This window comes from Streptomyces sp. NPDC000134 (genome assembly GCF_042899225.1).
GTDB lineage: Bacteria > Actinomycetota > Actinomycetes > Streptomycetales > Streptomycetaceae > Streptomyces.
Map to the genome: position 1 here is coordinate 94,851 of NZ_JBIAZN010000021.1, position 19,778 is coordinate 114,628.

General features: G+C 73.2%; 16 protein-coding genes and 2 tRNA genes. 6 read left to right on the forward strand and 12 right to left on the reverse strand.

Translation table 11 applies throughout. The features are described 5' to 3' along the window. Position 1: 1 nt before the first annotated feature. The 4 genes from ACFY32_RS27655 to ACFY32_RS27670 form a co-directional block, all read right to left on the reverse strand. Entirely contained in the window at positions 2 to 1,717 is a 1,716-nt protein-coding gene (locus tag ACFY32_RS27655; protein ID WP_390675575.1) for a sensor histidine kinase, read from the reverse strand. Next, positions 1,714 to 2,454, reverse strand: a complete 741-nt coding sequence (locus ACFY32_RS27660) for a response regulator transcription factor (RefSeq protein ID WP_359190659.1) — start codon at positions 2,452 to 2,454, stop codon at positions 1,714 to 1,716. Before ACFY32_RS27660 ends, ACFY32_RS27655 begins: the two co-directional genes overlap by 4 nt. A gap of 330 nt (positions 2,455 to 2,784) precedes the next feature. Further along, the gene (locus ACFY32_RS27665; protein WP_390675576.1) at positions 2,785 to 3,702 is read right to left on the reverse strand and encodes a DUF2797 domain-containing protein; all 918 of its coding nucleotides are present in this window, start codon (positions 3,700 to 3,702) and stop codon (positions 2,785 to 2,787) included. 119 nt (positions 3,703 to 3,821) lie between these two features. Further along, positions 3,822 to 4,247, reverse strand: coding sequence for an HGxxPAAW family protein (locus ACFY32_RS27670; protein ID WP_390675577.1), 426 nt, complete (start codon positions 4,245 to 4,247; stop codon positions 3,822 to 3,824). Between the two features lie 87 nt (positions 4,248 to 4,334). Between ACFY32_RS27670 and ACFY32_RS27675 the strand changes: the two genes are divergently transcribed. Beyond that, positions 4,335 to 4,814, forward strand: a complete 480-nt coding sequence (locus ACFY32_RS27675; protein WP_390675578.1) for a MarR family winged helix-turn-helix transcriptional regulator — start codon at positions 4,335 to 4,337, stop codon at positions 4,812 to 4,814. Positions 4,815 to 4,893: 79 nt separating this feature from the next. On the opposite strand, the gene ACFY32_RS27680 is transcribed toward ACFY32_RS27675, so the two are convergent. Together ACFY32_RS27680 and ACFY32_RS27685 are read right to left on the reverse strand one after the other, a co-directional pair. After that, positions 4,894 to 4,966 (reverse strand) — tRNA-Arg (locus ACFY32_RS27680). A 175-nt stretch (positions 4,967 to 5,141) separates the two neighbouring features. Beyond that, positions 5,142 to 5,232, reverse strand: a tRNA-Ser gene (locus tag ACFY32_RS27685). A 166-nt stretch (positions 5,233 to 5,398) separates the two neighbouring features. On the opposite strand from ACFY32_RS27685, the gene ACFY32_RS27690 reads away from it, so the two are divergent. Both ACFY32_RS27690 and ACFY32_RS27695 read left to right on the forward strand, forming a co-directional pair. Next, positions 5,399 to 5,896, forward strand: a complete 498-nt coding sequence (locus ACFY32_RS27690) for an SSI family serine proteinase inhibitor (protein WP_390675579.1) — start codon at positions 5,399 to 5,401, stop codon at positions 5,894 to 5,896. A gap of 236 nt (positions 5,897 to 6,132) precedes the next feature. After that, positions 6,133 to 10,722, forward strand: a complete 4,590-nt coding sequence (locus ACFY32_RS27695) for a PAS domain-containing protein (protein ID WP_390675580.1) — start codon at positions 6,133 to 6,135, stop codon at positions 10,720 to 10,722. Positions 10,723 to 10,867: 145 nt separating this feature from the next. On the opposite strand, the gene ACFY32_RS27700 is transcribed toward ACFY32_RS27695, so the two are convergent. Next, positions 10,868 to 11,449 (reverse strand): TetR family transcriptional regulator, encoded by a 582-nt coding sequence (locus ACFY32_RS27700; protein WP_359190641.1) that lies wholly within the window; start codon positions 11,447 to 11,449, stop codon positions 10,868 to 10,870. A gap of 126 nt (positions 11,450 to 11,575) precedes the next feature. Here ACFY32_RS27700 and ACFY32_RS27705 point away from each other — a divergent pair, with 126 nt between their 5' ends. Next, the gene (locus ACFY32_RS27705; protein WP_390675581.1) at positions 11,576 to 12,805 is read left to right on the forward strand and encodes an MFS transporter; all 1,230 of its coding nucleotides are present in this window, start codon (positions 11,576 to 11,578) and stop codon (positions 12,803 to 12,805) included. 162 nt (positions 12,806 to 12,967) lie between these two features. Here ACFY32_RS27705 and ACFY32_RS27710 read toward each other — a convergent pair whose 3' ends face one another. From ACFY32_RS27710 to ACFY32_RS27720, 3 genes are all read right to left on the reverse strand, one after another. Then, positions 12,968 to 14,644, reverse strand: coding sequence for a long-chain fatty acid--CoA ligase (locus tag ACFY32_RS27710; RefSeq protein WP_390675582.1), 1,677 nt, complete (start codon positions 14,642 to 14,644; stop codon positions 12,968 to 12,970). Positions 14,645 to 14,953: 309 nt separating this feature from the next. Next, complete coding sequence (locus ACFY32_RS27715) at positions 14,954 to 15,511, reverse strand: SigE family RNA polymerase sigma factor (RefSeq protein WP_390675583.1); 558 nt, start codon at positions 15,509 to 15,511, stop codon at positions 14,954 to 14,956. A 518-nt stretch (positions 15,512 to 16,029) separates the two neighbouring features. Then, entirely contained in the window at positions 16,030 to 16,353 is a 324-nt protein-coding gene (locus ACFY32_RS27720) for a hypothetical protein (protein ID WP_359190632.1), read from the reverse strand. Between the two features lie 355 nt (positions 16,354 to 16,708). On the opposite strand from ACFY32_RS27720, the gene ACFY32_RS27725 reads away from it, so the two are divergent. Further along, positions 16,709 to 17,575 carry a bifunctional DNA primase/polymerase gene (locus ACFY32_RS27725; RefSeq protein WP_390675584.1) on the forward strand — a complete coding sequence of 289 codons (867 nt, stop codon included), beginning with the start codon at positions 16,709 to 16,711 and terminating at the stop codon, positions 17,573 to 17,575. 64 nt (positions 17,576 to 17,639) lie between these two features. Here the strand turns inward: ACFY32_RS27725 and ACFY32_RS27730 are convergent, their stop codons facing one another. Continuing rightward, positions 17,640 to 18,284, reverse strand: coding sequence for a LysE family translocator (locus ACFY32_RS27730; protein ID WP_390675585.1), 645 nt, complete (start codon positions 18,282 to 18,284; stop codon positions 17,640 to 17,642). Positions 18,285 to 18,517: 233 nt separating this feature from the next. Between ACFY32_RS27730 and ACFY32_RS27735 the strand changes: the two genes are divergently transcribed. Further along, positions 18,518 to 19,051 carry a GNAT family N-acetyltransferase gene (locus ACFY32_RS27735; protein ID WP_390675599.1) on the forward strand — a complete coding sequence of 178 codons (534 nt, stop codon included), beginning with the start codon at positions 18,518 to 18,520 and terminating at the stop codon, positions 19,049 to 19,051. Between the two features lie 242 nt (positions 19,052 to 19,293). Here ACFY32_RS27735 and ACFY32_RS27740 read toward each other — a convergent pair whose 3' ends face one another. Further along, positions 19,294 to 19,680 carry a hypothetical protein gene (locus ACFY32_RS27740; protein ID WP_390675586.1) on the reverse strand — a complete coding sequence of 129 codons (387 nt, stop codon included), beginning with the start codon at positions 19,678 to 19,680 and terminating at the stop codon, positions 19,294 to 19,296. Between the last annotated feature and the right edge of the window lie 98 nt (positions 19,681 to 19,778).

A 19,778-nucleotide genomic window follows, 5' to 3' on the forward strand; every position in this document is an offset into this window, starting at 1 on the left:
CTCAACTCCCCTGTTCCACCCGTGTGGTGAGGCTGTGCTGCACCTGTGAGCGGTCCTGCGGCGAGGTCTGCGGCTGGGTTCGCGGCCGGATCTGCGGCGGGCTCTGCGGCCGGGTCTGCCGGGCGGGGCGGGGGTCCGGTCGGTCCGGGGGCTCGGCGAGCGCGGGCAGGCGCACGGTGAACACCGTCCGTCCGGGCACGCTCTCGACGGTGACCGCGCCGCCGTGCGCGCTCGCCACCGCCTGCACGATGGCCAGGCCCAGACCGGTCGAGCCGGTGGCGCGGGAACGGGCGGAGTCGCCGCGTGCGAACCGTTCGAACACGTGCGGGAGCAGGCCGGGTGGGATGCCCTGTCCGTCGTCCTCGACGTCCACGCACACCCAGGGGCCGCTCCTGCGCACCCGGGCGGTGACCGTGGTGCCGGGCGGGGTGTGGTTACGGGCGTTGCCGAGCAGGTTGACCAGGACCTGCTGGAGCCGGGCGGCGTCCGCCGAGACCAGCGCCGGTTCGTCGGGCAGGTCAAGACGCCACAGGTGGTCCGGGCCGGCCGCGCGGGCGTCGCTGACGGTGTCCACCACGAGCGGTACGAGGTCGGTCCGCTCGAACTGCAACGGCCGTCCGGCGTCCAGCCGGGCCAGCAGCAGCAGGTCCTCGACGAGCAGCGTCATCCGCCCGGCCTCGGACTCGATGCGGCCCAGCGCGTGCCGGGTGTCGGGGCCGACCTGTTCCCTTCCCCGGCGGGTGAGTTCGGCGTAGCCGCGGATCGACGCCAGCGGGGTACGCAGCTCATGGCTGGCGTCCGCGACGAACTGCCGGACGCGTGTCTCGCTCGCCTGCCTCGCGTGCAGCGCCCCGTGCACATGGTCCAGCATCCGGTTCAGCGCGGCGCCGACCCGACCGACCTCGCTGTGCGGGTCGCACTCCGACTCGGGCACCCGCTCGTCGAGGTTCACCTCGCCGGAGTGCAGGGGCAGTTCGGACACCCGGGTGGCGGTGGCGGCGACCTTGCGCAGGGGGCGGGTGGCCACGCCGACGAGCACCCAGCCGGCGATGCCGGCCGCGACCAGGCCGGCGGCGGTGACGCTGACCTCGACGAGGATGAGGGTGCTGACGGTGTTGGTGACGTCGTCGGTCGGCAGGGCGACGTAGTACGCGTCGTACCGGCTGGTGATGTACTCGACGCGGTACTCGCCCAGACCGGGGAGGTCAACCGAGTGCGCGTCGCCGTCCTTCGGTACGGAGGCGAGCGCCGAGCGCTGTGCGGTCGTGAGGTCGGCGGCGTCCATGCTCTGGAAGACACCGTCGCTGTCGTTGCGCTGTTCGGCGACGGCCGCGCTGGTGATCGCGCCGTCGGCCACGTAGGCGGCCACGGTCCCGACCTGTGTCGGACCCTGTGTGACGAGGTCCTCGACCTTGTCGTCGGCCGTCCTGGTGTCGTTGGCCCCGGACGTGTCCGGCTTCCCGGGATCGGGAAGGGGGAGCCCCCCGCCACCGTCCCGCTTGTCCAGCACCCGCCCGCCGACCGCGCGCATCGCGGTCTCGTGCAGCTTGCCGTCGAGCTGCTCGTACAGGTGCGACCGCAGCGCCACCGCGGTCACCGTGCCGATCACCGCGCACACCACGGCGATCAGCATCACCGACGCGACGACGAGCCGTGTCCGCAGCGTGCGCGGCTTGCCTGCTCGCCGTCGCGTACGCGGTCGCCGCCGAGGGGTCATGACACCGCGGGCTTGATCAGATACCCCGCGCCGCGCCGCGTGTGGATCATCGGCTCCCGCCCGGCGTCGATCTTCCGCCGCAGATAGGAGATGTACAGCTCCACGACGTTGGCCTGGCCGCCGAAGTCGTAGGACCACACCCGGTCGAGGATCTGCGCCTTGCTGAGCACCCGCCGCGGGTTGCGCATGAGGAAGCGCAGCAACTCGAACTCGGTGGCGGTGAGGTGGATGCTGTCCCCGCCCCGCGTCACCTCGTGGCTGTCCTCGTCGAGGGTGAGGTCACCGACGACCAGCACGGATTCGGACCGCCGGTCGGCCGCCCCGGCCCGGCGGATCAGCCCGCGCAGCCGCGCGACGACCTCCTCCAGGCTGAACGGCTTGGTGACGTAGTCGTCCCCGCCGGCCGTCAGCCCGGCGATACGGTCCTCGACCGCGTCCTTGGCGGTGAGGAACAGCACCGGCACCTCCGGCAGCTCCCGCCGCAGCCGGCCCAGCACGCTCAGTCCGTCCATGTCGGGCAGCATCATGTCCAGCACCACGGCGTCCGGCCGGAACTCCCGCGCGGTCTGGATCGCGCCGGTCCCGTCACCGGCGCTGCGGATCTGCCAGCCCTCGTAACGCAGGGCCATGGACAGCAGCTCGGTGATCGACATCTCGTCGTCCACCACCAGCACTCGGACGGGGCTCCCGTCCGGCCTCAGCAGTTCGGTACGCCCCTGGGGCGAGGTCGTGGTCATGCTCCACACCCTGTCGGGACGCTCTGAGAGCATGCTTTTCCCAACCTGTGATTTATCTGAGAAACCCACAGGCTCTACGGCATGGGCCTGCCGGGGCCGCGCAGATGCCCTGGCACCTCAACGGCGGCCCATCAACGACGGCCCACCGCTCGCGGCCTCACCCCGCGTCAGGGGAGGCGGCGGACCACCGATCGTCCCCCCGCCCACATCAGGGGAGACGGCAGACCACCGATCGTCACTCGATCCGCGTCAAGGGAGACGGCAGGCCACCGATCGTCCCCCCGCCCGCATCAAGCAAAGACCGGCCCACCGATCGTCCCCCCGCCCGCATCAGAACAGCCCCTCTTGCCGCACCTCACCCCCCGACGCCCGTGGCGTCCGCAGCGCCCGCACCGGCACCTCGACCCGGCCGCCGTCGCTCCCGCCGCTGCTCGCGCCGCCTCCGACCGGTACAAGGCCCCACCCGGCCATCAACCGTGTGTCCAGCACGACCACCCCCAGCTCCGTACCCAGATGAAGATCCGGCCCGGCCGCCGCCACCAGCTCACCGCTCACCACGCCCGCCGGAACGAGTTCGGCCACTTCCCCGACGACGGCCGTCCGCTCTCCCCCGAGCCCGAACGCCCGGACGTGGTCCACCGGCCGGAACGGCTCCCGGGTGAGCGACTCCGGCCATCCCCCGAGCGCCACCGCCCGCGCGTGCAATTCCGCGATCTCCTCCGCCCGTTCGCCCTCCGTCCCCGGCAGCGCGAACCGCACCGCCCGCTTCTCGGCGTACGGGGTCCGGTCGGGCACCCGGAGGGCGGCGCGGAGCAACTCCTCGGTGCGCCGCGCGGCCATCAGCGGGCCGCTGCCCAGCCAACTGAAGCAGACCGCGCCCTGCTCCAGCAGCCGCGCCGTCCCCCGCTCGACGGCGGTGATGCCGACCTTGGCCAATCCCGGCCCGAACCACGCCAGATACACGCGGTACGGCCGGGGATCGTCGGCGATCGTGTCGGCGGCGACGGAGTGCGCCCGGTCCAGCCGCGCGCACTCCTCGCACCGCGCCCCCGTACTCCGCCCCGGCACGACCGCCCGCAGCGGACACGGGTGCCCCCGCGCTCCCACACACGTCCGCACACCCCCCTCGGCGACCTCGAAGGCCACCCTCTTCCCCCAGGTCAGCGCGCTGCGCCGCCCCCCGTCCCAGACCAGCACGGGCCCGTCCGCCGACCATCGCAGCCCCGAGCACGTCCACGCCTGTTCCATCCCTCACGACACTAGACGCACCCACTGACAACGCCCGGCCCGACGGCACCGCCCCCCTTCCGGCGCCCTCACTCCGACGGCACCGCCCGCTTCCGGCGCCCCCGCCCCCACGGCGCCGCTCAGCTCCCCGCGTCCCCCGCCCCCGTCCGCTCCCGTTCCCGCTCCCGCGCCGCGGCCTTCCCCTCACCCACGACGACGATGACGGCCGGCCCCTGCCGCTCCCCGCGTTCCCGCCCCCGCTCCCGACGCCCCCGCCCGGCCAGCCGGCACCCGAGGCACCCCTCGTGCCCGCCCCGCGCGCTCACGTCCCGCGCCCGCAACGGCCACTGCTCCCGGGGCCGGCGCCCCGGCGGCTTCCCCCACCCGGTGAGATGCAGCGCCCAGGTCACGAGCAGACTGACGACCACCACCCCGAGCCCACCCGCCACCACACCCGCCGAGCCCGTACAGACCCCCAGTCCGACCACCCCGGCCCCGACCGTCGCGATCCCGAACCCGGTCCAACCGGCGACCGTGTGCCCCTCGTCATACAGATGTACGCTCACGTCTTCCCCCTCGCAGCGACCCACCCAAGTCTCTTACGACGTAAGCAATTTAGCGCAGAAAACACTCACGCACTAAGGAAACCGACAATGCAAGGTACGCCGCGTCCGGCCGCCACCCCGGAACTGGCACTGTCGGCGATGAACCACCTGATCGCGACCCACCTGGTCGGCCAGCAGGAGATCGCCCAGCAGGCGGGACTGAACGTCACCGACCTCACCTGCTTCGGCTTCGTCATCGAGGCCGGCGAGGACCTCCTCACCGCCGGCGACCTGGCGGCCCGCGCCCACGTCACCACGGGGGCGGTCACCGGCATCCTCAACCGCCTCGAACGCGCCGGCTACATCACGCGCCGTCCCGACCCCGCCGACCGCCGCCGCGTCCGGGTCGCGGCCGAGCCGACGGCACTGGCCCGGGTCCAGGAGGTCTACGCCCCCTACTACACCCGGATGAACGACCTCTTCGCCGACTACTCCGCCGACGAGATCGCCGTACTCCACGACTGGCTGTCCCGCGCCAGCACCCTGGCCGCCCAGTACCTGGAGGATCACTGCCGCCCCGACGCATGAGGGACGCGGCCGGACCCCTCTTCGGCGACGGCACGGCAAAGCCCCCTCGGGATGATCCCGAGGGGGCTTTGGCCTGCTGTGCACTCGGCAGGATTCGAACCTGCAACCTTCTGATCCGTAGTCAGATGCTCTATCCGTTAAGCTACGAGTGCTTGTTCTGTTGTTGTCTGCCGCTTTCGGTCCTTTCGGCCCGCTCGCGGCGACAGGAAGAACATTACATGACTGCCGCCGTCATGTGAAATCCGTTCGGCACACCCCTTGTGAGCTGCGAAAACGTCGGGAGAACGACGAAGCCCCGGCCGGGGCCGGGGCTTCGGTGATCCTGTGCGGAGGCGGAGGGATTTGAACCCTCGATGGGCTTTAAGGCCCAAACCGCATTAGCAGTGCGGCGCCATAGACCGGACTAGGCGACGCCTCCATACAACACAGCCTCTCGCGGGCGAGCGCGAGCGGTGCTTGCCGATGATGACACAGTCGAGCGCGGTGTCACCAATCGCCCCCCACGGTACTAGGGAGGCAGCCCGCAGGGCAAAGCCCTTCCGCCGGTCGCGCAACGTCCGGGGCGCCCGCGCGTTAGTCAGGTCATGTCGCAGCTCACTCGTCTCCTCGGCGCCGCCGCCGTCTGTGCCGCCGCGCTTTCCTCCCTGTCCGTCATGCCCCCGGCCACGGCCGCCGCCGCCCCCGTCGCCGGCCCGGTCGCCGGGACCGCCGCTCCTCCGCCCGTACGGGACGAGGACCGCGTGGACCGGCTCACCGTCACCGTCCGCGACGCGGGGAAGGCCGCGGACGGGACGTACGAGCTGTACTGCCGTCCGGAGCGGGGAGGCACCCATCCCGATCCGGACGGGGCCTGTGCCGCCATGGAGCGGAGCACGCGCGCCGGGCGCGACGTCTTCGCGCCGGTGCCGGAGGGCAGCGTCTGCACCATGCAGTACGGCGGTCCGGCCACCGCGCGGATCACCGGGACCTGGGCCGGGCGGCCCGTCGACGCCACGTACGACCGGCGCGACGGCTGCCAGATCCGGCGCTGGGACCGGCTCGTACCGCTGCTGCCCGACCTGCGCTCGCCCGGAGCCTCCTGAGGACGTGCGGCCGCGGTAAAGGTTCCCCGCAGGTCCGGCGACGGTCTCGCGAGGGTCGCGCGACGTCAGGGCGCTCGGGCACCCGTTCCGGGTCACCTCGTCGTGCGACCTCCCTCCCATCCGGCGCCGCGGGCACCACCCCAGCCCTTAGACTCCCTCGCGTGACACGTCGCGGGCAGGTTGGCAATATGGCCCGAGCGGTCGGCAAGGTGCGGTAACAGGGAGGAAGGCGTCTCGTGAGCAGCAGGCCATCCCGAGGCGCTGCTCGCCTCGCAGCCATACTGGACGCGCTGCCCGACGCGTTGGTGCTGGTGAACGCCAACGGGACCGTCGTCAACGCGAACACCATCGCGCTCGAAGCCTTCGAGACGCCCGGCACCGCCCTGGTCGGGCGCGGGCTGCTCGATCTGCTGCCGGAGTTCGACTCCAAGCTGATCCCCGGCTCCATGCGCCGCCCCGAGCACATCGACCCCCGGGCGCGGACCAAGCCCACCCGGATGGTCGCCCGGCGCACCGACGGCAGCGAGTTCCCCGTCGAGGTCACCAGCGCCAACCTCCAGACCGGCCAGCAGAGCTACGACACCTACGGCTACACCGGCGACGAACTGCTGATGCTCGTCGTCCGCGACCTCTCCGGCACCGTCGACACCGAGGCCGAGCTGGCCCGCTCGCAGCGGCAGACCGAGATGATCCTGCGGGCCGCTTCCGAGGGCGTCGTCGGCACCGACACCGACGGACGGATCGTCCTCGTCAACCCGGCCGCCGCCCAGATACTGGGCTACCGCGCCAGCGACCTCGGCGGACGCGAGCTGCACACCCTCGTCCTGCACTCGCGCGCCGACGGCTCCCCGTTCCCGTACGACGAGTCGCCGCTCGCCGACACCCTGCGCTCCGGGCGCAAGCACCGGGTGCGCGGGCAGGTGCTGTACGCCAAGAGCGGCGAGCAGCTCCCGGTGGACCTGACCACCGCGCCCGTCCGCGACGGCGACCAACTCGTCGGCGCCGTGATGACCTTCACCGACCGGCGGCCGTACGACGCCGTCGTCAAGGAGAAGGAGGACGCGGCCGAGCGGCACGCCGAGGAGGTGGAGCGGCTCGCCGCGGAGCACGCCGCCGAACTGACCGCGCTGCGGCAGCGGCACGCCGGCGAACTGGCCGAACTGCGCGAGCAGCACGCGGAGGAACTGGCCGCGGGCGAGGAGCGGTACGCCGCGCTCGGCGAGCGCGAGAAGGACCGGTACGAGGCGCTCGCCGCCCGGCACGAGCAGTTGCTGACCCTGCTCGGCGCCTCCCTGCGCGGACCGCTGGAGGAACTGCGCCGCGAACTGGCCGCGCTGGCCGCCGACGACGCCGGGCAGTTGTGGCCCGAGGCCAACCAGGTGCTGCACCACCTCTCGGCCGGCTACTCCCGGATCACCACCCTGATCGACAACGTCCTCGGCTACCAGCGGCTCGACGCCGAGGGCGGGGGCGTCACGCGGACCAAAGTGATGCTCGACGCCGTCGTCACCGCCGGCGTCGACGGGGCCGTGGAGCTGATCGGGCCGGGACGGGTGCAGTTCGCCGTGCACGCGCCGCCCATCGAGGCCGAGGTCGACCCCCGGCTGCTCGCCACCGCCCTCGCGCATCTCGTCGCCGACGTGGCCGGGGTCGACGCGACCGGCAACACGCCCGTGTCGGCGGGCGGATACCTCGACAACACCGTCGTGGTCGCCGCCGCCCAGCGCGGCGAGGTGGTACGGATCGAGGTGCGCGGGCCGTACGCCGGTGGCGACCCGGTGCACGAACCGATCGTGCGCGGCATCGTCCGGGCGCACGGCGGCGTACTCCAGACGCACGACGTGCCGGGGATGAGCGGCAGCGCGTACGTCCTCGAAGTCCCGATCGGGGGAGGGGCGGGGGCCGTGGCGGCCCAGCCCGGCCACGGCCCGGTGGGGCAGGCCGCACTGCCGGCTGGTGCGGGGGCCGGGGACGAGGCCGAGTTCGAGGTCGGGGCCGGGGTCGGGGGTCCCGTCTCGGGTGACGGTCCGGTTGTAGGTGACGGTCCGGTTCCGGGTGAGAGCGGTGCGGGCGAGCAGGGCTCCGGCGGGGGCGGACGGCGGCGGGCCCGGCGGGCCTCGGTCGACGCCTTCCTGGAGGGCGAGGTCGGCGGTGGTCCGGCGGACGGTCCCGGTACGGACCCGGCGGCCGTGCCGACCGGCCGGCGCAGGCGTCGGGCGGCAGCCGCTCAGGACCCGGCGCCGGTCGCCGAGCAGGCGGTGCCCGCCCCCGAGGCGACGGCGGGCGAGGCGTCCGGCGGAACCGGACGCCGGCGCGGGCGGCCCGCGGAGGGCGCGGCCCCCGAGGTGCTCGGCGGGGCGGTCACCGGAGTGGTCGGCGACGCGATCACCGGCGTACCCGGGGCACCGGCTTCGGGGATGTACGAGGCACCGGGCGCCGGCGTGTCCGAGGGCGCCGTCCTCACCGCCGCCGAGCACGCGGCGGGAACGGCCGCGTCCGGCACGGGTCTGGGCGGGACCGTACCGCCGCAGGGCGTGCCCGTCGCTCCGCAGGGGGCGCCGGAGCCCGCCGGGCGGCGTGCGCGGCACGCGCCCGGGGAACAGCACGCGCTGCCGCCGGCGCTGCCCGCGCAGGCCGGTGAGTCCGGTCCCGACGACGCGTCCCAGCCGACCGGGCGCCGCCGCCGTGCCCTCGCCTCCGCGGCCGAGCGGGCCGCCACGCAGGAGGCGGCTCCGCGTCAGGTGTTCGCCCTTCCCCCGGCCGACGCGGACCGGCCTGCCGAGGAGGCGGGAGCCGGTGGTGCGGCCGGTGCCGCTGGAACGGCGGGTGCCGGTGGAGTGGCCGGTGCCGGTGGAGTGGCCGGTGCCGGTGGCGCGGGGGTGGCGCGGATTCCCGTGCCCGCTGCCGCCGCGGACTCGCTGATCGACGACGGTTCGCATGGCTCGCACGGTTCGCACGGCGACGGTCGGCACGACGCCGTCCCGCACGACCAGGCCGACGACCACACCCCTCCGCAGCCGCACCCGACCAGCGCGCCCACGGGCCGCCGTCGCCGGGCGGGCGAGGCGGGGGCGCCGATGCCGTCGGTGCCGCCGGTTCCGGGGGCGTCCGTGCAGGCGGTGGCGCCCGGCGTGCCCGTGCGGCCGCCTGTGCCGGCCGGGCAGCGGCCGGGGGCGCCCGGCGGGGTCGTACCGCCGCAGGGGGCGGCCGGTGTTCCGGTGGGCGTTCCGGCGCAGGGTGCCGCCGTGGCGGGGCCGGGTGCCCAGGCCCCGGCTGCTGCCGCGCAGGGCGGCGTACCCGGGCACGGTGGCGCATCGCCGCGGGTCAGCGCGTCGCCGCAGGGCGGTGCCCCCGGTGCCGCGTCCCAGGCCGGTGCCTCGCCGCAGGCCGGTGCCGCCTCCCAGGCCGGGGCACCGCCCCACGCCGGTGCCTCGCCTCGCACCGCCGTACCCGCTCAGGCCGCCGTACCCCCTCAGGCAGCCCCCGCCGGACAACCCCTGCCGCAACCGCAGGCCCAGCCCCACCCCCAGCAACTCCCCCAGTCGGCCCCCGCGGCCCCCGGCCCCTCCCCCCAGCCCTGGCCCGCCGCGGGTGCCGCCAGGGGCGGTGGGACCCCCGTACCCCCGCACACCCCCGCACCCGTGCCCCAAGCCACTCCCGGTCACGGCACCCCCCTCCCGCCCGAGAACGCCCCGCGCGTCGCCCAGCCGCTGCCGGCCGAGGCGGCGGGGCCGGTCGATCCGAACTCCACGCAGGGGCGGGCGATCAGTGTGCGGACGTTGGGACAGGGAGTGCCGTTCAATCGGCAGGCCGCCCAGGCGCAGCAGTCGGCGACGCCCGCCCCGCATCAGCCGGGCGGCTCGGGCCGCCGCCGCAAGCTGGGTACGCCGCCCGACCCGGCCGCTGGCGCGGCCCGTCCGCACCCGTCGGCCGAGCAGCCGCCCGCACCGGCGCGCCGGGCGCCGGGAACCGAGGGCGTCGGCCGTTCGTACGCCATAGGGGCGCCGGACAAGGACGCCGCCGAGGGGCCGGAGCCGCTGGACGGTCCCGGTGGGGCCGTCGAGGTCGCGGACCCGCCGCGCCCGCAGCCGATGGACGACGAGCTGCCCCCGGAGCCGCTGGACAACCCGCGCCGGCTGCTGGTGTGGCCCGCGCCGGACGTCAGTACGCAGCAGGCGCTGAGCGACCGCGGCTACCGGCCGGTGATCGTGCACTCGCGCGAGGAGGTCGACGCGCAGATCGCCGCGTTCCCGGCGGCGCTGTTCGTGGACCCGCTGACCGGGCCGATCACGCGTACGGCACTCCAGTCGCTGCGCCAGGCCGCGGTCGCCGCCGAGGTGCCGGTGCTGGTCACGGCCGGGCTCGGGCAGGCCTCGCGGGACGCGGCGTACGGCGCCGACCCCGCCGTCCTGCTGAAGGCGCTCGCGCCCCGGGACAGTGAGCAGCATCCGCCGCGGGTGCTGCTGATCGAGGAGCACGCCGAGATCGCGCTGGCGCTGACGGCGACGCTGGAGCGGCGCGGGATGCAGGTGGCGCGGGCGGCGAGCGACGCGGACGCGGTGGCGCTGGCCGGGCGGTTCCGGCCCAACCTGGTCGTGATGGACCTGCTGCGGGTGCACCGGCGGCAGGCCGGGATCGTGGACTGGCTGCGGGCGAACGGGCTGCTCAACCGCACCCCGCTGGTCGTCTACACCGCCGCCGTCGACGCGGCCGACCTGCCGCGGCTGGCGTCCGGGGAAACCGTGCTGTTCCTGGCGGAGCGGTCCACCAGCGGCGAGGTGCAGTCCCGGATCGTGGAGCTGCTCGCCCGCATCGGCACGAACTAGCGGAGCGGTTCGGTACGCGCGGCGACGGTACGGGCGGTACGGGCAGTACTGCCAGAGGGCTGTCCGCGGTGCGGGCAGAATGCCAGAGGGCTGTCCGCGGTGCGGGCAGTACTCGGGGAAAGCTGCCGACGGTAGGTGAGGAGCGCTAGGGCCGCGCGATCAGTCTGCGGGCCGCCTCCTTGATGGAGGCGCGCAGGCGGTCGGCGTCCGGGGTGTCGCCGCCGATCAGTATGCGTTTCATCTGGGGGACCACCATCGCCCAGTTGGTCATCGCGACCAGCAGGAAGAGCAGGTCGGGCGCCGGGATGGCGTCGGTGATCACGCCGCGTTCCTGGCCGTCGCGGACGGCGGCCACCTTGCGGGCGTAGTGCGCGTGGCGTTCGGCCTCGTGCGGCAGCTCGGCGACGCCGTACTCCATGCCCTCCCAGAAGAGCAGGCGCAGGAGTTCGGGGTGGGCGGCGTGGTAGTCCATGAGGCGGTCGACCCAGCCCTCGACGTCGTCCGGGTCGACCGGGACCGAGATGGCCAGGTCGAGCATCTTCTTCTCCAGGACGGTCGCGAACAGCTCCGTCTTGTTGCCGTAATAGGCGTAGATGAGCTGTTTGTTGGCCTTGGCCTCGGCCGCGATGCGGTCGATGCGGGCACCGGCGACACCGTGCGCGGCGAACTCCGCGACGGCCGCCTCGAAGATGCGTGCCTTGGTGGCCTCGGGGTCCCTTGCTGCCATGGGCCCAGGGTAGTCGGACCAGGCAACCAACTATTTGGTTGGCGATACGGGAATGCGCCGAGGATACTGGCCGTTCTTCCAACCAACCAGTTAGTTGCTCGCGTGCGCGAAGGAGTCCGCCCGCCCATGTCGTCACCAGCCGCAACCACCCGGACCACGCCCGACGGGAAGAGCCGTGGCCCCCACCAGGAGAACCGTTCCGGCCGCTCCCTCCGCTCGCGGCTCTTCCTCCCCCTGATAACCGTCTGCACCGCGGTCACCGCGGCCAACATCTACCTCGCGGCCCCGCTGCTCTCCCTCATCGCCCACGACTTCGGTTCCACCCCGTCGGCGGTGGCCTGGCTCGCCTCGGTCGCGCAGTTGGGCTACGCGGCCGGCCTGCTCTTCTTCGCCCCGCTCGGCGACAGCGTCAACCGGCGCCGCCTGGTCGCCGTCCTCGCCCTGGTCGCCGCCGCGGCCCTGATCGCCGGCGCGCTGGCGGGCGGTACGGCCGCGCTCGCGGGCGCCGTGCTGATCGCGTCCGCCGCGACCGTCGTCCCGCAGCTCCTCGTCCCGCTGGTCGCCGAACGCGCCCCCGCCGACCGCCGCGCCAGCCATGTCGCGGCCGTCATCGGCGGCCTGTTCACCGGCGTCGTCGCGGCCCGGGTGGTCGGCGGCCTGGTCGGACAGGCGTACGGCTGGCGGGTGGTGTTCGTGGGCGCGGCCGTGCTGACCGCGCTGCTGGGCCTGGCCACCGCCTACGTCCTCCCGGCGGAGCGGCGGCGGCGCAGCGGACCGCTGTTCGCCGGGCTCGCCGCGCTGCCGGGTGTGGTGCGGCACTCGCCCGACCTGTGGCGCGCGTGCGTGCGCCAGGCCGGGATGTACGGCGCCTGGAGCGCCGTATGGACCTCGCTGGCGCTGCTGCTGACCGGTGACGGGTACGGCCTGTCGACCGCGGCGGCCGGGCTGTTCGGCCTGTTCGGGCTGACCGCGAGCGTGGTCGCGCCGCTGGCCGGCGGGCTGGTGGACCGGTTCGGTGCCGCCAAGGTCGTACGGTCGGCGTATCTGCTCGCGGTGGTCTCCGTGCCGCTGTTCTGGCTGGGCGGGCACGTCATGGCGGCGCTGTGCGCGGCGGCGGTGCTGGTGCACGCGGCGCTGGTCGCCTCGCACGTCGCCAACCAGACCCTCGCCCTCACCACGACCTCCACGCCGGCCACCGCCAACACCGCCTACGTCGTCGCCGGCTTCGCGGGCGGCGCGCTCGCCTCGGCCCTGGCGGGCCCCGCCTTTGGCCACTGGGGCTGGGGCGGCGTCTGCGCGGTGGCGGGGGCGTGGCTGGTGCTGGGGTGGTCGGCGACGGTCGTACGGAAGCGGTGACGGCGTAACGGGGACGGTCGCACGGGGAAGCGGTGACGGGCGTACGGGGGCGGTCACTGATCCACACGAGGGGCGGTCCCGGTCTCCGTACATGAGGAACGGCCCGGCCGTACGAGACCGTGGCCGTTCCTCCTCCTCCCCCCGGGGGCGTCGCGGCGGTGGTCAGAGGCGGGTGACGTCCAGTTCGCCGGCCGCGTACCGCCGTCGCAGTACCTTCTTGTCGAACTTGCCGACGCTCGTCTTCGGCACCGCCTCGATGGCCGTCCAGCGTTCCGGGAGCTGCCACTTGGCGATCCCGCCCTCCCCGGCGAGGAAGGCCCGCAGCGCGGTGAAGTCGGCGGTGGCGTCCTCGCGCAGGACCACCGTGGCCAGCGGGCGCTCGCCCCACTTCTCGTCGGGGACGGCGACGACGGCGGCCTCGGCGACGTCCGGGTGGGCCATCAGCGCGTTCTCCAGTTCGACGGACGAGATCCACTCGCCGCCGGACTTGATGACGTCCTTGGCGCGGTCGGTGAGCGTGAGGTAGCCGTCGGGGGAGATGGTGCCCACGTCGCCCGTCTTCAGCCAGTTGTCCTCGCTGAACTTGTCGGCGGGACGGATCGGCTCGGCCGCGGGGCCGTTGTAGTACGCGCCGGCGATCCACGGGCCGCGGACCTCCAGCTCTCCGGCCGACTCGCCGTCCCAGGGCAGGCGCTCGCCGTCCGGGCCGGTGAGGCGGGCCTCGACGCCCGCCGGGAACCGGCCCTGGGTGAGGCGGTAGGCGAACTCCGCCTCGGTGCCGACCGCGTGCGCCGGCGGCCGGGCCACCGTGCCCAGCGGGGACGTCTCCGTCATGCCCCAGGCGTGGCAGACCCGCATGCCGAGCTTGTCGAACGCCTCCATCAGCGACGGCGGACAGGCCGAGCCGCCGATGGTCACCTGGGTGAGGGAGGCGACGTCGCGGGGGCGGGCGGTCAGCTCGGCGAGCAGCCCCTGCCAGATGGTGGGGACGGCGGCGGCGTGGGTCGGCCGCTCCGACTCGATCATCTCGGCGAGCGGGACGGGCTGGAGGAAGCGGTCCGGCATCAGCATGTTGACGCCGGTCATGAACGTGGCGTGCGGCAGGCCCCACGCGTTCACATGGAACTGGGGGACGACCACCAGGGAGGTGTCCTGGTCGGTCAGGCCCATCGACTGCGCCATGTTGACCTGCATGGAGTGCAGGTAGATGGAACGGTGGCTGTAGACCACGCCCTTGGGCTCGCCGGTCGTGCCGGAGGTGTAGCACATGGCGGCGGCCGAGCGCTCGTCCAGCTCGGGCCAGTCGTACGTCGTCGGCTTCCCGGCGATCAGGTCCTCGTACTCGTGCACCTGTGCGGTGGCGCCGTCGAGGAGGGAGCGGTCGCCCGGCCCGGTGACGACGACGTGCTCGACCGTCTTCAGGTGCGGGAGCAGCGGGGCGAGCAGCGGCAGCAGGGAACCGTTGGCGATCACGACCCGGTCGGCCGCGTGGTTCACGATCCAGGCGATCTGCTCGGGCGGGAGCCGCAGATTGAGGGTGTGCAGGATCGCGCCCATGGAGGGGATCGCGAAGTACGCCTCCACGTGCTCGGCGTTGTTCCAGGCGAGCGTTCCCACCCGCTCGTCGTCGCCGACCCCGAGGTCCTCACGCAGGGCGTGCGCCAACTGGGCCGCGCGGGCGCCGATCTCGGCGAAGGTACGGCGGTGCGGTTCGCCCTCACCTGTCCAAGTGGTCACCCGGGAGGTGCCGTGGACCGTCGACCCGTGGGTCAGGATCTTCGAAATCAGCAGCGGTACGTCCTGCATCGTGCTCAGCACGGTGTCCTCCCGGGGCGACATTGCCTACGCGGCGGCAAGGGGTGCGCTGATTCTGCGCACATACCGCGTGGTATGTCACTAGGAAGGATGATCGATCACCCGGCGGAGCCCGGGGGGGCGGGGAGGCCGGGGCCCGGGGAAGGGCTGGGGCCGGGGAGGCCGGGGGCCGGGGAAGGGCTGGGGCCGGGGAGGCCGGGGCCCGAGAAGAGGCTGGGGGCCGAGGGAGCTAGGACCCGAGGCGGGGTTGGGGACCGAGGGGGATTGGGGGCCGAGGGGGGAGCCGGATGAGTCCGAGGAGCACGCCCCGCGGAACCGTCCTCCTCGCCCCTCCTACCGGACGAACCCCAGCTCAGGGTCGTCGCGGAGCTTGCCCAGGGCCCGGGAGACCGCCGACTTCACGGTGCCGACGGAGACGTCGAGCACTTCGGCCGTCTGGACCTCGCTGAGGTCCTCGTAGTACCGCAGCACGACCATCGCCCGCTGCCGCGCGGGCAGCCGCATGATCGCCCGCCACATCGCGTCGTGCAGTGCCTGCCGCTCCGCCGGGTCGCCCCCGGTGGGCACGGGCTCCGGCTCGGGCAGCTCCTCGCAGGCGAACTCGTCGACCTTGCGCTTGCGCCACTGCGAGGTCCGCGTGTTCACCAGGGCCCGGCGCACATAGCCGTCCAGCGCCCGGTGGTCCTCGATCCGCTCCCAGGCGACGTACGTCTTGGCGAGCGCGGTCTGCAGCAGGTCTTCCGCGTCGCTCGGGTTGGCGGTCAGCGACCGGGCGGTACGCAGCAGCACCGGCTGGCGGGCCTTGACGTACGACGCGAACGACGGGTACGGCAGGGTCCGCGTCGCTGCGGTAGCGGCGTTCGAAGCGCTGGTGCAGACGGGTGTGGTCATGGCTCAACGCTAGGAGCGGCGGCGCGTCACCGGATCGGCCGCAGGTCCCGAAGCCGACTCCCCCTCAGGTTGTAGGGCCGGTGCCGACTGCACCTCCTGAAGGTGGACGAGGGGAGGAGGCGGAGTGCGGGTTCACCCCTGGGGGTGACCTCGGAACGGCGGCTTCCGGCCACCGTGTGGGGGATTGCGGTCGGCGTGCCGGGCAGGACCCCGGCCGCCGCCGCGCCCAGGGACACGGAAGCGTCCGCGCGACGGCACCGGAGTACCGCCGCGCGGACGTGAAGCAACACCTAGGAGGCTGGGAAACTGATGGAACTCATGGGACTCATGGAACTCATGGAACTGCGGGCACTTGGAACTTCGGGCACTTCCGGAGCCCTTGAGGCACTTCCCTCCGCGGGAGGCCGGTGACGGTGTCCCCACGTCGGCATCGGCACGGCACCGGCACCGACCGGCACCGGCACCGATATCGACACCGGGACCGGCACGGACACCGGCACCGTCACCGCCCCCTCAGCTCACCACAGCGGCGAGAAGCTGACGGCCACGTTCTCGTTGCCCTGGTTGATGGCCGTGAACGCGGACCCGTCGACCTGCGCGGTGTTGCTCTGGTTCGAGGCTCCGGAGCCGACCGCCTGCTGCTGCGTGGTCGACGAGTTGCCGTGGTTGTTCCCGCCGACGCCGCTGCCGACGATCCCGGCGAAGGCTTCCGAGGCGGTCGCGCTCGATCCGTTGTCCGCGAGGGCGCCGGAGTCCGCGCTGGCCACGCCGACGAAAAGGGCGGCGGCGAGGGGCAGGGCGGAGACGGCGGCGATGACACGGACGGTACGGATGCTTGCCATGTTTCCTCCTGAAAGCTGCGCTCCGGCTCACCGCCGGCCGCGCGTGAATTCCTGAACCAGGCCATTTCCCAAGGCAGTTGGCCACCCGCCTCGGTGTGTTCCGACGTCGCGTGATCAGAGTTGCCCACCCGGCCCCGGCGAACCACCCCGGACGAACCGATTCCCCCTCAAGCGTGAGGACAAGTCGATAAACCTTTTTGCATCTCTTGCCTCCCACTCAGGACATGCCGGACCACCACACCCCAAGCCCCACAAGAGGTGAACCGTTACGCCACCTCCACCCCCGATCCGACCGCCCCGGCGTACCGCACACCACCCCCTTCCTTTTCTCGAACATATGTACGACTATGGAGTCATGGCCACCCACGACCGGCAGGCCACGACGCTGGCCCTCGCGCACGCCCTGTCAGCCGCCGAACGCGGCCTGGCCGTCATCCCCCTCTCCCCGACCAAGCTGCCGGCCCTGCGCTCCCCGCACCGCGACGACCCCGTCCCCCGGCCCTGCCACGGCGAGTGCGGACGCCTCGGCCACGGGGTCCACGACGCGGCCACCGACCCCGCCCGCATCCGGGAACTGTTCGCGGCCGCGCCCTGGGCCACCGGCTACGGCATCGCCTGCGGACTGCCCCCGCACCACCTCATCGGCATCGACCTGGACACCAAACCGGACCGGAACTCCTCGACCGCCCTGCGGGAACTCGCCCTGCGCCACCTGTTCACCATCCCGCCCACGGTGGTCGTCCTGACCCCCAGCGGCGGACGGCACCTGTGGCTCACCGGCCCGCCCGACGTCGTCGTCCCCAACTCCGCGGGCCGCCTCGCACCCGGCATCGACGTCCGCGGCGCCGGCGGCTACCTCGTCGGCCCCGGCTCGGTCACCCGGCACGGCGCCTACACCACCGCGCCGGGCACCGCCCATCTCCCGCCCGCCGCCTGTCCGCCCGCTCTGCTGCGCCTGCTCCTGCCCGCGCCGCGACCGCAGGGCCCGGCACCGGCGGGTACCGGCGGACACGGCCGCGGTCTCGACCAGTTCGTCCTCGCCGCCCACGAGGGCCAGCGCAACACCCGCCTCTTCTGGGCCGCCTGCCGCGCCTACGAGGACGGCATCGGCCCCGCCCTCAAGAACGCCCTGATCGACGCGGCCGTCCACACCGGCCTGACCGAAGACGAGGCCCGCACGACCATCGCCTCGGCGGCCCGCATGACGGGCCACCGCCCGTGACGGACGGGGGCCCAGCGAGAGGCCCCCTCCCTCCGCCCCTCAGCTCCTCAGATCCCTCAGTCCCTCAGGCGGAACCAGGGGTACGGGACAGGGCGGTCCGCAGCGCGAAGGCACCCAGCAGGCCCCCCGCCGCGTACCGCTGGACGGTCATCGCACGCGGCCGGGCGACCAGGAACCCCGACACCCGTGCCGCGCTCAGCACGACGAGGGCGTTCACGGCGACCCCCACGACGATCTGGACCGCACCGAGCTGGAGCAGTTGCGCCCACGCCGGGCCCGCCTGCGGGTCGAGGAACTGCGGCAGCAGGGCGGCGTACACCAGAGCGATCTTGGGGTTCAGCAGATTGGTCAGCAGCCCCATCGAGAACAGCCGGGCGTCGGAGACCGGAGCCACGTCCGAGGCCGGCGCGAACGGCGAACGGCCGCCGGGCCTGAGCATCCCCCAGGCGAGACAGGCCAGATAGACGGCCCCGGCGAGCTTGACCACCAGGAAGGCCACCGGCACGGCGGCGAACAACGCGTGCAGCCCCGCCGCCGCGGCCACCAGATAACACACGAACCCCACGGCGGTCCCACCGAGACCGACCAGACCGGCCCTGCGCCCCTGGGCGATCGCGCGGGAGGCGAGATGGATCATGTTCGGCCCGGGAGTCAGCGCCATCCCCAACTCGACCAGCGCCACTCCCCCGACGGCGGCCGGACCGATCACCGCTACCTCCTGGTCACGTCGAACGCTTCACGAGGCATCACCAGCACCTCCCCCACCCGCCGCACCCTACGACCCCACCACTCGACGGCTCCACGCACCCAAGGGACGAGGTGACCTGCGAGCCGGCCCTCCCCCGCGCGACGAACGCGGAAAAACGCTGGTCAGCCACCACCCGCCCCCGGTTATCCTGCCCCGTCCTGAACATGCCAGGGAGGTCCACCGTGAGCAGCCCCATGTCGTCACCCTTCCCCGAGCGGATCAGGCTCTCAGGAGAGGGCCTCGTCCTGCGTGACTGGACGGAGGACGACCTGCCCGCGATGCCGGACCTGTTCGACCACCCCGACATCGCGTACTGGACCCCGATCGTCTCCCCCTTCGACGAGGCGGCCGCCCACGCACGGCTGGACCGGGACCGGCGGCTGAGGGCCGACGGCACGGCCATCCTGCTCGCCATCACCGTCGACGGCGGCGCACCGCTCGGCGAGGCGATGCTGCGGCGAGCCCCCGACGCCATGGAGATCGGCTACGCGGTCGGCCCGGCGCACCGCGGCCAGGGACTCGCGGTCCGGGCGGTACGGGTGATGACCGCGTACGCCTTCGACCGACTCGGCGCGGAGCGGCTGATCCTGGAACTGGAGGCCGAGAACACCGCCAGCGTCGCCGTCGCCACCAAGGCGGGCTTCCGCCTGCTCGACGTCCCCCTGATCACCGGCGAGGAGAAGGGCCGCCCCTACGCCCTCCAGACCTGGGGCCTGCCCCGCCCCTGACTCCACGGCGACGGCCCCCGACCGTTCTACCCGGTCAGGGGCCGTAACTCCGCGGTGGGTGTGGGATTTGAACCCACGGTGACGTCGCCGCCACGACGGTTTTCAAGATCTTTCACCACTCTGGCGGCAGCTCGTTCCGTCGCAGGTCAGACGAGTATAGGAGCCTTGGCCATACCACCACCGTCCTTCCCGTGCCCCCTGCGTGCCCTTCGCTCGCTGCCGTGCCTTCCGCGAAGGGAGCCTCAGCCCATCGCCACGGTCGCAACGACGGCGGCGATAGCCGACAGGAGCCCACCGAGCCCCAAGGCAGCGTTCCACTTCTCCTTAGCCGTTGGGAACACAGCGCGGCTGAAGTCGCCGGCCTTGCTCCGGGTGACGATCAACTTGATCTTCTGCCACCGATGCTGCCGCCTGTGGCATCCCATCAGCACGCCATAGGCGTTCTCGCGACAGTACGTCTTCTTGTCGCGGTTCACCGCCCCACACCAGACCGGCACTTGGAAGGCCGTGTAGGCAGAGACAGCGACCGACAGAGCCGCGATGATCGGCAACGCCCACTGCTGGCTCCATCCGACGATCAAAGCCGCAGTCACCATGTATCGCCAGTACAAGCGCACCACTTTGCCCATGGCGACGCACAGTAGCGACCGAAGCTAAAGATCAACAGAAAGTAACAAGTCGCTTTCTGTAGTTAGTTTCATGCCTCCGTCCGCTCGGACCAGACGGT